Origin of the sequence: Thomasclavelia saccharogumia DSM 17460 (genome assembly GCF_000686665.1) — a bacterium.
Taxonomy (GTDB): Bacteria; Bacillota_I; Bacilli_A; order Erysipelotrichales; family Coprobacillaceae; genus Thomasclavelia; species Thomasclavelia saccharogumia.
In genome coordinates, this window is sequence record NZ_JMLH01000020.1 from 34,012 (window position 1) to 47,230 (window position 13,219).

At 30.4% G+C, this 13,219-nt stretch carries 7 protein-coding genes, 2 tRNA genes and 1 rRNA gene; 4 read left to right on the top strand and 6 right to left on the bottom strand.

Features of this window, described 5'->3' with window-relative positions; all coding sequences use genetic code 11:
* Window positions 1-36 precede the first annotated feature (36 nt).
* Together BR82_RS0106250 and BR82_RS0106255 are read right to left on the bottom strand one after the other, a co-directional pair.
* Window positions 37-4,647 (bottom strand): discoidin domain-containing protein, encoded by a 4,611-nt coding sequence (locus BR82_RS0106250; protein ID WP_027089489.1) that lies wholly within the window; start codon window positions 4,645-4,647, stop codon window positions 37-39.
* Between the two features lie 430 nt (window positions 4,648-5,077).
* Window positions 5,078-5,512: an NUDIX hydrolase gene (locus BR82_RS0106255; RefSeq protein ID WP_027089490.1), complete on the bottom strand. Its 435-nt coding sequence runs from the start codon at window positions 5,510-5,512 to the stop codon at window positions 5,078-5,080.
* A 101-nt stretch (window positions 5,513-5,613) separates the two neighbouring features.
* On the opposite strand from BR82_RS0106255, the gene pepV reads away from it, so the two are divergent.
* From pepV to BR82_RS0106270, 3 genes are all read left to right on the top strand, one after another.
* Window positions 5,614-6,981, top strand: a complete 1,368-nt coding sequence (gene pepV, locus BR82_RS0106260) for a dipeptidase PepV (RefSeq protein WP_027089491.1) — start codon at window positions 5,614-5,616, stop codon at window positions 6,979-6,981.
* 48 nt (window positions 6,982-7,029) lie between these two features.
* Window positions 7,030-7,116, top strand: a tRNA-Leu gene (locus BR82_RS0106265).
* A gap of 12 nt (window positions 7,117-7,128) precedes the next feature.
* Window positions 7,129-7,202: transfer RNA gene (locus tag BR82_RS0106270), tRNA-Thr, on the top strand.
* A gap of 32 nt (window positions 7,203-7,234) precedes the next feature.
* Here the strand turns inward: BR82_RS0106270 and metA are convergent.
* From metA to nagB, 3 genes are all read right to left on the bottom strand, one after another.
* A complete protein-coding gene (gene metA / locus BR82_RS0106275; protein WP_027089492.1) occupies window positions 7,235-8,179 on the bottom strand; it encodes a homoserine O-acetyltransferase MetA in 945 nt (314 codons plus the stop codon).
* A gap of 60 nt (window positions 8,180-8,239) precedes the next feature.
* Entirely contained in the window at window positions 8,240-9,484 is a 1,245-nt protein-coding gene (locus BR82_RS0106280; protein ID WP_027089493.1) for a deoxyguanosinetriphosphate triphosphohydrolase family protein, read from the bottom strand.
* 277 nt (window positions 9,485-9,761) lie between these two features.
* A complete protein-coding gene (nagB, locus tag BR82_RS0106285; RefSeq protein WP_027089494.1) occupies window positions 9,762-10,493 on the bottom strand; it encodes a glucosamine-6-phosphate deaminase in 732 nt (243 codons plus the stop codon).
* 197 nt (window positions 10,494-10,690) lie between these two features.
* On the opposite strand from nagB, the gene ptsP reads away from it, so the two are divergent.
* Window positions 10,691-12,400, top strand: coding sequence for a phosphoenolpyruvate--protein phosphotransferase (gene ptsP / locus BR82_RS0106290; RefSeq protein WP_027089495.1), 1,710 nt, complete (start codon window positions 10,691-10,693; stop codon window positions 12,398-12,400).
* A 584-nt stretch (window positions 12,401-12,984) separates the two neighbouring features.
* Here the strand turns inward: ptsP and rrf are convergent.
* Window positions 12,985-13,093: ribosomal RNA gene (gene rrf, locus BR82_RS0106295) — 5S ribosomal RNA — on the bottom strand.
* Window positions 13,094-13,219 lie beyond the last annotated feature (126 nt).

Genomic DNA, 13,219 nt, shown 5'->3' on the forward strand with positions numbered 1-13,219 from the left:
GGAAGCTATCATTATCAAGCTTCCTTTAAAATATCATTATTTCTTTTTCTTTTTAGATAAATATGCAAGCATACTTAACGAAGCAGCAGCTCCTAATGCAACAGTCAAATTAGTAGTATCACCAGTAGCTACACTTGCTGTTGTATCACCAGTTTTGACTGAATTACTCGTTTTAACTTCTTCTAATCCTGCCATTGCTTTAGCTAACACATCTTTAGCATTATCTACCTGTTCTTGACTCGCTTCTGGATCATTTAAGATTGCTTTAGCTTCATTTAAAGCATCTGCCACTACTGCCCATGACTCAGCACTATAATTAGCAGCATTTAAACCATTGGCCTTATTGATTAAATCATTTAATAAATCTTTATTTGGTTTTAATCTTAAGTTCAAGAACGCTTTTACCAATTCTGTGTATACTTCATTAACTTCATCCTGCATTGCATTTTCGTCAGCTAAAACTGAATTTGCTTTATCCAATACTGGTAACATTGCCTGCCATGATGTTTCGATATATTTACTTTCATCTAAGGCATTGATATCATCTACTTGTTTTTGTAATGCTGTTTTGTCACCTTTGTAGAATTCTAACATATGCATTGCATTCGCTAGTCGATCAAAAGCACTATTTACTTCACTTTGAGCGGCATTAGTTTTTGCATATACTTCTTTAGCGTTTGTTAAAGCTTCATTAAATTCAGTTACTACGGCTGGTACGACATTTTCTAAGCTTGCTTTTTCAGCCATTTCAATGGCAATAGCTAATAATAATTTATCAGCATCATCAACTTCAACTTTATCTAATTGAGCTTCAAGATAATTAGCTTTAACAACTATATCTAATACTTCTCTATTTGATGTTACAGAATCTATTTGTGTTTTTAAAACAGCTAATTCAGAAACAAAACTTTCCCATGATTCAGCAGTATAATCTTCTTCTTTCAATACCTCTAATCTTGCAATTGTATTTTTTGCATCACTTATATCAATCAAAGCATTTTTAGCACTTGATATTTTTGCATAAGCATTATTCAACATTGTTTGAGAAACTAATTCAGCATCTAATAAAGCCTGAGCTTCATTTACACTAGCTAAAAGTTCATCAACTGTTGTTTTAGAATATCTATCAGTATCTAATTCATTAACTTCATTTATTAAATTTGTTAATGCTGTTTTATCACCAGGTTCAATGACACCATCACTATATTCAAATAAGTTTATTTCAGCAACAGCACAACTTTGTTTAGCTCCTGTACCATATGCTTCAAGTACCGTTAATTTAACATATAGAGCATCTGTAGGAATAAATTCTGCATATTGAACATTTTTACTATCTTGCCAAGTACCTGTAGCCACCACATTGAATTCTTCACCGTCATTACTTACAGAAACTTCATATTGTTTAACTCTACCATTACTACTATTTTGACGTGGCGTATAAGCTAATTTATATAATTTCTTTGTTTCCTCTAATTTTAGTGTTACTGATTGTGGTAAATTAATATTTGCATTTCCCCATGTTGAATGCCAATAAGTATTTGGATTATTATCAATAACATTACTTGCTGCACCATCTGCATTTTCAGCTGTACTTGAAGAATGTTGTGAAGTATAACTATTTAAAGTTATGCCACTATTGATTTGTGTAAAATCATGAATATTAGTATTTAATGTACCAACTTTTCCATTTCTAATGTTTTCAATAATACCATCAGTTTCTACAATTTCAACAGCTTTCATTACACCATTAACCTGTTCAGGTAATGCAGCTTCAAATGTAATTGTATCGCTTCCAGAACCTGCTTGATAATCAGCCAAAATAACTTTATCATTAATAGTTAACTTTAATTGTGGGTTATTTATTGCAATCAACTCTTGATCAAATGTTAATGTAACATTAATTTTTCCATTTTCAACATCTGTAGAATAGCTAATAAGCTTTGGATCTTTCATTTGTTCAGCAACAGTTCCTGCTGTGATGAAATCATCATTAAATTCTGTATATTTAATATCAAATGTTCCATCAGTATCATCTTCGTAAAGTAATCCAAATAAAACATCATTTTCATCATTTTGTAATATACTTAAACAAGAATATTGGAATTTACCAGTATTTAAAATCTGACTATCAGTCCATGTAATATCCCCAGTTTCTTGATCAACTTCTCCAATATGAACCATACCTTGTGTTCTAGGATAATGATCAGGATTAGTCATTACAACATATTCTTTACCATCTTGAGTATAATTTACTACTGAAAGCTGACAATAAGTATCATTGATTTCAGTCTTTTCAACTTTATCCCAAGTCATTCCACCATCACTACTTGTTGCAACATAAACCTTACCATAGTAAACACTATCATAAGTATTTCGCATAAATAATTTAACTTGTCCGTTATTTAATTGGATAGCTTGAGACTCAGTAAACATCTGACCACCATTATTCATTGTTTCACGGTCATTACCCTTTAATACTTGTGGCGATTCACCTAAAGTCCATGTTTCACCACCATCTTTACTAATGATCATTGCTGAAGATTGGCTTCCACTAACATTAGCACTAGCAGTATAAACTGGTACTGCTAAACTTCCATCATGCAATTGAATTCCATTTCCAGGACCTGTTCCAATAAACATCATCCAATCTTCTTTAACTTGTGGTGTTATATCAACCGGATTTGCCCAAGTTTTACCATCATCATCAGAATAAGTCAACCATAGATATTGGGTATTTAAAATATGTAATTCACCTTTATCAGGTCCATTTTTCAACATATAAATATTACCTTTATATTCTCCATTCAAATAAAGGCTTCCACGTTCATGATATGGCGCATTACCTTTTAAAACAACCGTATATCCTGTCTTATTATTTTGCTCATCATATACATAACCTGTATCACCATCAGGACGAATCGTATACTCGTTTCCTTCACTATCGAATAATTGTTGATAATTAACCCCATCAATTTCTTTATATCCATTACCAGTTGTCAATTGACTAGTATCCATTAATCCAGATGTTTCTGGGAACATATCGACCATCAAGAAAATACGTCCTGTTTCTTTATCTTCAAACATACTGCTGTCAATCAAGAAAGATGATGATGAAGGACTATTTTGATTTGAAATTAGGTCTGTAACAATAATTGGATCACCAAAATCATCTTGCCCTGCTTCTCTTCTTCTAACAGAAATATCAATATTTCCACAGTCCTGAGATCCAGAATTACGTTTATCGATAGCAGCTAAAACTGTTCCTTTAGAAGTTTTCAATAATGATGGAATACGATATGAACTAGATCCATCATATCCAGTATAGAATAAATCTTCTGTATCTGTCTTTACTGCATTAGTCATATCAACTTCTTGACCTGGCTGCCAATTAGTTAAATCATGTTCCTGATTAATTGCACTAGTATCTAATATCTCACTATATGTTTTGATATAATCAATTGCACCAGAGAAAATTTCTAAATCATTATTTGCAGTATCAACAAAACCTAAGTTAACAGCATTAGCATTACTCAATAAGCTAAAGAATCCTTCAGCTACAGCATTAGTATATTGATCAACAAATACACCATCTAAATAACACTTAAAACCTTTACCACTACCATTTTCTTTAGTAATAGTGATAGTATGCCATGCTGTATCACTTACTGTTCTATTTGCTCTTGTAATTGAAGATGCTGGCATAACAAAATCCTTAGTTCCTTGAACATTGATTCCAAATGTATTATTGCTAGGATTTACATAAACATCAATGTATTCATTTGCAGCTGCACTATTTGAAATGGAGAATAATGACATTCTTTCAGCACTTGCATCATTTACACGATATCTGATTGAAATACTTCCCGTTTTCATTGATACTATTTGTGATAATTTATCATTATCCTGAACTCTTTGTATATCACTATCTTTATAATAAACATTTCCATGTTCATAAACAACACTTTCAAGAGCCCCCAAATGATAAGACATAATATCACTTTCATCTAATGCACTAGTGTATAGTTCTAAATTCTTTAAATTCCCAGTCATTGGATAATTATTAGCTCCACCTGCTCTACTTCCAATTCCAAATCCCATATAATTAGGATTAGTGATAACTCCTTGAGTAAATCCAGATGACGTTGTTCCTTCTAATACCTTTTTACCATCCAAATAAATACGATAATAACCATTGGCAGTCATAGTAAATGTCACTTTATGTTCAGCCGTAAAATCAACATCACTAAGAGTAACTTTAGAATTGCTTAACATCTGTCCACCTGTCGCATTTCTTAATTCTGCTCCTAACGTTTTACTACTTGGAATAGCATATAATGTAAAGTAATTATTGGCAACAGTATTATCACCAATAAAGAAAATAGCATTAACACCACTATTACTATTGCTTGCAAAACTAAATGTTCCATTAATAGTAAAATCATTTAGATTCGCATAAGCGCTAACATTACTGCTTGCATCAATAGCTCCTGTACCATTATTTACTGTAGTAACCGTATCCGTAGAATACTGATTAGTTGGGGCGACTGTGCTTTCGGCATAAATCGGTATTGTCATCAATGGTGTCATTACAGATGTTGTTCCTAATAATGAAGCCATCAAAACCGAACAAACAATCCCTTTTTTCATATCTTTATCTCCTCCTTTGGCCTATTTTTTAATTTTACTTATATTAAGTAATCATATATAGGCATTTACATAAATATGCTATCACTATAATTTAATAAAGTATTTATAATATTTAATGATTTATTTATAAATTTTTTATTGTTTTATTACCTTTTACATATCTATAATTTCATTGATAATATCAGTGTTTTTCTTGAAAAATTAAAATTTTAAAAATAATTATAATAATAAAATTTATTTGTTTTTTAGTAAAAATAATATCTTTTTAATAAAAACGATAAATATTTATCGTTTTTAATCAAAAATATCAAAGAATTTATTATAATTATCTTTTAAACACTTATTTTTATTGACCTATTAGGAAATAAAAAAGTCTTAATATATTCTTTTTATAAATATCAAAAGCAATCTACTTATAGCTTTTACTATTTCATTTATAACTTTTATTATGTAAAAGAGTATTATAATACTCTTCAATTGTATAAATAATATCATTGAAAATCTCATTATCTAGTAATTCTTTCGCCTCTTCGATAGATGCAAACAAATAATCAGTATGCTCATCAGAAAGAAGGACATGATCATTTTTAGGAATACATAAATAACCAATTCCTACCGTTTGATAATCCTTTCTAACCTTAGTAAATGTATATGCTGGTTTTAAAATAATGATATCTAGTCCCGTTTCTTCTTTTAATTCACGAACTAAAGCTTGATTAGGTGTCTCACCATATTCTAGACCACCCCCCGGCAGTTCCCAATACCCTAAACCATCACTTGATGGTTTAATTCGTTTTAATAATAAAATCTGATTATTTAATACGACAATGCCTTTTACAGTTATATGAAATCTTACATTTTTCATCTTCTACCTCCGTTTACCAACTATATCATAACATTATTATTAATAAAATTGTTTAATTTTTATCATCATTAGTGTTATAATTATTCCGAGGTGATATTTTTATGATAGATTTTAAATCTGAAGTTTTAAAAATAAAAGACCAAATGATTGAAGATATAAAAATGTTATGTGCAATTCCTTCAATGCAGGATGATACTACTATTAGCGAATTTGCACCTTTTGGCAAAGCTAATCGTGAAGCTTTAGATGCAATGTTAGAAATTGGAAAGCGTGATGGCTTTGAAGTTGAAGACGTTGATGGTTATGCTGGTCATATCGATATCGGTGAAGGTGATGAAACATTTGGAATTCTTGGACATTTGGATGTCGTTCCTGTAAATGAAGCCGGTTGGAATAGTGATCCATTTAATGTCATTATTAAAGATGATAAATTATATGGACGTGGTGTTGCTGATGATAAAGGTCCTCTTTTAGCTGGATATTATGCTGCTAAAATTATTAATTCATTAAACATTCCTACAAAGATGAAAATCAGGGTCATTTTTGGATGTAATGAAGAATTAGGCAGCAGCTGTGTTAGACACTATTTTACAAAAAAGCCTTATCCTAAAATGGGATTCACCCCTGATGCTGCTTTTCCTGTAGTTTATGGAGAAAAAGCTGGATGTGGGTTTAAGATCGAAGGTCATGTAGAAAAAGGTGGTCTAATTTATTTATGTGCTGGTAGTAGACCTAATATTGTCCCTGAAACTTGTGAAGCTGTAATTACTGGTAATTATAAGCAGTATGTTGATTCATATCGTAAATTTTTAAGTGCTAATAACTTAACTGGTGAAATTGAAGAAGAAGGAAATCACACCAAACTTGTTTTAAAAGGAAAATCTGCTCATGCTAGTACTCCTGATGAAGGAATAAACGCAGTTGTCTTGCTTTGCAAGTTTTTAGCAACTGTAGTTGATAATAAACTAGTTGATTTTATTTTAGAATATCTTGATGATTGTAATGGTAAAAAACTAGGAATTGATCATGTTGGTCTTATGGGGCCTTTAACTTTAAATCTTGGTGTCATATCTTATTGTAAAGAAGAATTTAAAATCACACTTGATTTACGTTGTCCTCATGATATGGATTTTGAAGGAATGGTTAATAAATTTCAAACAGCATGTACAAATTATGGATTTAAGGAATCACATGATTTAGGTAAAGCATTATACATTGATCCAGATTCTGATTTAATTACTAATTTACATAATGCCTATGTAAATGTTAGTGGTGATAATGTTAATAAACCACAAGCTATTGGTGGTGGAACTTATGCTAAATCAATGCCTAATTGTGTTGCCTTTGGTGCTGAATTCCCTAATGAAGATAATTTGATTCATGGTAATAATGAAAATATTAAAATCGAGTCTTTATTAAAAGCTACAGAAATTTATTGTTATGCTTTGTATAATTCAATTAAAGTCTAGGGTATGCCCTAGACTTTTTATTAATAATCTGATAAACTAATTATACTTGCAGACATGGCGAAATTGGTATACGCGCTATCTTGAGGGGGTAGTGGGCAACTGCTCGTGCGAGTTCAAATCTCGCTGTCTGCACCAATCTTTTTATTTGCCGGTGTAGTTCAATGGCAGAACGCATGAATGGTAATCATGAAATTCAAGTTCGATTCTTGGCTCCGGCACCAGTAAAAAATAAAAAACGGCAATGCCGTTTTTTTTATTTTTGTTTCTTCTTAATTTCTTCTAATTCACTTAAATCATAAGGTGTTAGCTGATACACATAATAATTTAACCAGTTACTAAAAAGCAAATATGCATGCGAACGCCACTTCACTAAAATTCCATTATGCATATTATCATCCTTATAATAATTTTTAGGCATGGTTGCCTGATTAGATATTACAAGATCACGATTATATTCTTTATCTAAAGTGTCTGGATCATATTCAGGATGTCCTGTTACAAAAAAACGTGAACCGTCCTTTTCAGCTATTAAATATACTCCTGCTTCATCACTACTAGCAAGAATATCTAGATTATCAATTTTTGCAATATCTTTTGCAGCAACCGTAGTATAACGCGAATGCGGTGCATAAAACTGATAATCAAAACCTCGTAAGATTTTTCTTTTCATCTTGTCCACATTAGTATGATGAAAATACACACCTGTTAATTTCTCTTTTAATTCATATTTTTCAATACCATAAAAATAATGAAGTGCCGCTTGAGAAGCCCAGCAAATAAAAAACGAACTAAACACATGCGTTTTTGACCATTCTAAAATTTTTTCCATCTCCGGCCAATAATCAACATCTTCAAATCTTAACCTTTCAACTGGAGCACCAGTTATAATCAAACCATCATATTTATTTTCTTTAATGTCATCAAAAGTTTTATAAAAAGCTAACAGATGCTCTTGAGAAGTATTTTTAGAATCATGACTAGCCATATGTATCCAATCAACTTCTATTTGTAACGGTGTATTTGATAACATTCTTAATAACTGTGTTTCTGTAACGATCTTAGTAGGCATAATATTTAAAATCAAAAGCTGCAGAGGTCTTATCTGCTGTGCTAATGCTCTATTTTCATCCATAACAAAAATATTTTCTTCTCTTAGAATCTTACTTGCTGGTAAATCATTTGGTATTTTAATAGGCATAATATGCACCTCCTAATATTGATTAGTTTATCACATTTAAACTTAGATTTTAAGTAAATATTAAAATGAAATCAATTCATTAAAAATCTGAATGATATATTCATCAGACATTCCAGATAAATAATCAATTATACTTTTAACAAAAGCTTTATCATCTTCTAAAAAATTATACACGATCTTATTTTCATATACATCTAATCGTTTTAATCCGTTCATACAGCTATATTTTTCTAACCAGTGAACATACCCATTAATTGCATGAGGAAATTGATTTTTATCTTTAATTAATTCATCAATTACATTAGTATCACTATCTCTGATCAATAATTCATATTTCATAAAAAAATCAAAAATAGAATTCAAAATTAACTTTACATAATTAGCATGAATCTGTACTCGATCAATCAAATAAATATTCTGATAATTAAATTTCATAATCGTTTTCATAATTTCAAAAGCTTCATTTGATAAAGAAATTCCATTTTCTGGACTACTGTTTTTACAAACATCCTGAATAAAATAATTCACTACTGTTCCATTATTAATAGCACTAAACTCATAACTGCTACTAATATTATTTAACGATGCTCTTAAAACCTCAACTTTATTTTCTTTTAAAACTTTTAATCTTAAAGCATCTTCGATATCACGTGCTAAATATGCAATTTTATCAGACATTTTAACCACACAGCCTTCCCACGTAAAAGGGTTATACAATCCAGCACTAGTAAAATCGTTTAAATCAATATATTCATTTCGTTTAATAATATTTTTTTGATTCATTTCTCCACAATGAGAAATTATCCCATCACGTACTGCATATGTTAAATTAAGATTATGACGATGATGTAAATTATCTTCTAATGTTTCAATATCATCAATAAAATGTAAACTATTACGTTCATGCCAAAAAGATTCTAAACCATTATTTTTAGCAAGTTCATTAATTATCTGCTCGCCACCATGACCAAATGGAGCATGACCTAAATCATGTCCAACAGAAATTGCTTTCGTAAGTTCTGTATTTAACCCTAAGTAATTTGCAATCGTATAACTGATTGATTCAACTAAATTAACATGCTCACTTCGTGTACAAACATGATCGTCTTTTACTGCAAAAAAAACTTGAGTTTTATGTTTTAACCGCCGATAAGCCTGACTAAAAATAATTCTCGTATAATCTCGTCCAAATTCGTTTCTTAAATCATTTTTTCTTTGGTATAATGGTTTATTACGTGCTATTGCCTTTTGAAAATCTGGATGTTTTTCATTCAAAGCATAGTCTTTAAATAAATTTTTTTTCATTGCAATCCCCCTATGCAATACATTATATGCTAGATTTTACATTTTAACAAACTGAAAACATTCAAACTTTTATGATTTTTATTAATAACTATATCTATACCATTAGATAATAAAAAAGACTGAACTGGATCAAGTTCTTACCATTATAAGGTTACTAAAAAATAAGAGATTTCAAAAAATAAATAACTATTTTTATTAATTATTTAAGAAATCTCTTTTTAACATTTACCCTAAAGTAAGAAAGAATCCTATATCAGACAACTTTCTATAAAACAAATTATTTAGTTAAAAGAGATGCAGCCTCTTTATCCAAAATAACTGTAACATCTTGATGCTGCTGTAAAATACTTGCAGGTAATTCTTCTGTAACAGGACCTTCGATCATCTTTTTAACCGCATCAGCTTTTCCTTTACCACAAGCTAATAATAAAACACTTTTTGCCTTCATGATATTGCTAATTCCCATGCTTATTGCTTGCTTTGGTACATCTTCAATCTTACCATCGAAGAATAATCGAGCATTATCTTCAATTGTACTTTGTTTTAAATCAACAACATGAGTAACTGCATCAAAAGATGTTCCAGGTTCATTAAAACCAATATGACCATTTGATCCAATTCCTAATAATTGAATATCAATTACATTTTCTGCCAAAAGTTTATTATATTCATCACAACTTGCTTGAATATCACCTGATCCTTTTGGTACGTGCACATTTTCAGGTTTAATATCAACTTTTGAAAATAAATGTTTTTGCATAAAATAATAATAACTTTGCGGATGAGTATGTTCTAAACCATAATATTCATCCAAATTATAGGATTTAATATCTTTATAAGAAGTCCCGTTCTTCTCATGATCTTCAACCATTAATTCATACATTTTAACTGGTGTAGATCCCGTAGCCAATCCTAAATTAGCATTTGGCTTATTTTTAATAATTTCTAACATTACTTTTGCAGCTTCAGCGCTTGCTTCTTCATAATTTTCACAAATAATTAATTTCATTTTTCCGTCCCTCCAATATTATGATACTATTTTTACCTTTAAACTTCAAGTTACAAATTTACCAATTCTTTTTAAATAATACAATAAGTGTCTAATATTACTCATAGGGCTGAGAAAAAAGATTAACCTAGCGACGATATTTCTTTATTTTTCATATAAAATAAGGTAAAATAAGGTTGTATGGAGGTGTTTTTATAATGATAAAAGGTATTGGGGCATCTAATGGTATCGCAATTGCTAAAGCTTACAAATTAGTTATGCCCGATTTAACTGTAACTAAAGTTACAGTAGAGGATGCAGAGGCTGAAATCAAAAAATTTGACGAAGCTATGGTTCAAACTGCAAAAGAATTAGAAGCAATTAAAGAAGCTGCTGCTAAAAATTTATCAGCAGAAGAAGCAGCTGTCTTTGATGCACATGCATTAGTTTTACAAGATCCTGAGTTAAAAACTCAAGTTGAAGACAAAATTAAAAATGAAAAAATTAATGCTGATGCTGCATTAGATGAAGTTGCTAATATGTTTATTGCAATGTTCGAAAGTATGGACGATAACTATTTTAAAGAAAGAGCTGCTGATATTAAAGATGTATCTCGTCGTCTTTTAGCAAATTTACTTGGGAAATCATTACCAAATCCTGCTTTGATCGATGAAGAAGTTGTTATTATTGCTGATGATTTAACTCCTTCTGATACTGCTCAATTAAATAAAAACTTAGTTAAAGGATTTGCAACTAATATTGGTGGTAGAACTTCTCATTCAGCTATTATGGCACGTTCATTAGAAATCCCTGCTGTTGTTTCTTGTAAAACAATTACAGAAGAAGTTAATGAAAATGATATGATCATTTTAGATGGTGAAGCTGGAATTGTTATTTTAAATCCTAGCGAAGAAGAAATCAAAGAATATCAAGTTAAACGTGAAGCATTCATTGCTTATAAAGAAGAATTGAAAAAATTAAAGAATGAAAAATCTGTAACTTTAGATGATCATCATGTTGAATTAGTTGCAAATATCGGATCTCCAAAAGATATTCAAGCTGTTTTAGACAACGGTGGTGAAGGTGTTGGTTTATTTAGAACTGAATTCTTATATATGGAATCTGCTGAATTGCCAACTGAAGAACAGCAATTTGCTGTTTATAAAGAAGTATTAGAAGGTATGAATGGAAAACCTGTCGTTGTTCGTACATTAGATATTGGTGGAGACAAAAAAATTGAAGCTCTTCCTTTACCTGAAGAAATGAATCCATTTTTAGGGGTTAGAGCTGTTCGTTTATGTTTCCAAAGAGAAGATATTTTTAGAGTGCAATTAAGAGCATTACTTAGAGCATCTGTTTATGGTGATTTGAGAATCATGTTCCCTATGATTGCTACATTAGATGAATTTAGAAAAGCTAAAGGAATTCTATTAGAAGAAAAAGAAAAATTAGTTAATGAAGGTATTTCAGTATCTGATAATTTCCAAGTTGGTATCATGATCGAAATTCCAGCTGCAGCTGTATTAGCTGATCAGTTAGCTAAAGAAGTTGATTTCTTCTCAATTGGTACAAACGACTTAGTGCAATATACATTTGCTGCTGATAGAATGTCTTCTGGTGTTTCTTATTTATATCAACCTTTCCACCCATCAATCTTACGTTTAGTTAAACATGTAATTGAATCTGCACATAATGAAGGTAAATGGGCTGGTATGTGCGGTGAAATGGCTGGTGAAGCTACTGCTGCACCATTATTGATTGGTTTAGGTCTAGATGAGTTTTCAATGTCAGCTACATCAATCCTTTCACAAAGAAAATTAATTAGATCAATGAAAAAATCAGAGATGAATGAATTAGCTGCTAAAGCTATCAATTGCTCAACAATGGAAGAAGTAGTTGCTTTAGTTAAAGAATACGTAGAATTATAAGTAAATATATTAAAATATGACTCTATTTTAAGAGTGAATAAATGAACTGGTTTCGATGTCAAGAACAAAATATTGACAGTTATGAATCAGTTATAGAATGTGATTAAAAATGTGTTATAGCCTGAGCCATAACACATTTTTTTGTGCTTTAATGATATTTCATTCTTAAGCATTTTTACTTATAAATAAATATTATAAATTTTCGCAAAACTTACAATTTTAAAATCTTTTATTTTTAATTAAAATAACACGCCGATTTTGCAATTTCTATCCAACTTCATGATTCCTTGATGATGACATCTAAAAAGTCCTTATTTAGTATTTCAACATTATCAATATGAATTTTATAAGATACAGCATTTTCTTTTTAAATATTAAAATAGAAATTTTCACTTTTTAAATTTTGAATATAACCTGCCATTCAAAGTTATATTTAAGATTTATATACCACGACACTCGCAAAGAATTCAGTAGCAAGACATTTTACAATATTTATATCTGCTTATCTCTTTCTGAAAAGATTACATATCCTTCTAATTATAACAAAAAAGGGACACCAAAGAGGTATCCAAAACAAAAAAAAGAACCGGCAGCTTGCTATTTTCGCACCGCAGTACTATCTTCGCCGTTATGATGCTTAACTTCTGTGTTCGGTATGGGTACAGGTGTGTCCATCATGCTATCGCTACCAGATCTCTTCTCTTTAAGCAATTCCTTTCGAGAATCACTCAAAACCGGATAATAGTTCCTTCCATTTGCTCGTCTCCAACCTTCTCTTTAGGTTAAGTCCTCGACCTATTAGTATCAGTCCGCTTAACA

What these genes read in the sequence shown, in the direction of transcription:
- BR82_RS0106250 (WP_027089489.1), bottom strand. Translation starts at nt 4,647, where the DNA reads ATGAAAAAAGGGATTGTTTGTTCGGTTTTGATGGCTTCATTATTAGGA.
- BR82_RS0106255 (WP_027089490.1), bottom strand. Translation starts at nt 5,512, where the DNA reads ATGAAAAATGTAAGATTTCATATAACTGTAAAAGGCATTGTCGTATTA.
- pepV (WP_027089491.1), top strand. Translation starts at nt 5,614, where the DNA reads ATGATAGATTTTAAATCTGAAGTTTTAAAAATAAAAGACCAAATGATT.
- metA (WP_027089492.1), bottom strand. Translation starts at nt 8,179, where the DNA reads ATGCCTATTAAAATACCAAATGATTTACCAGCAAGTAAGATTCTAAGA.
- BR82_RS0106280 (WP_027089493.1), bottom strand. Translation starts at nt 9,484, where the DNA reads ATGAAAAAAAATTTATTTAAAGACTATGCTTTGAATGAAAAACATCCA.
- nagB (WP_027089494.1), bottom strand. Translation starts at nt 10,493, where the DNA reads ATGAAATTAATTATTTGTGAAAATTATGAAGAAGCAAGCGCTGAAGCT.
- ptsP (WP_027089495.1), top strand. Translation starts at nt 10,691, where the DNA reads ATGATAAAAGGTATTGGGGCATCTAATGGTATCGCAATTGCTAAAGCT.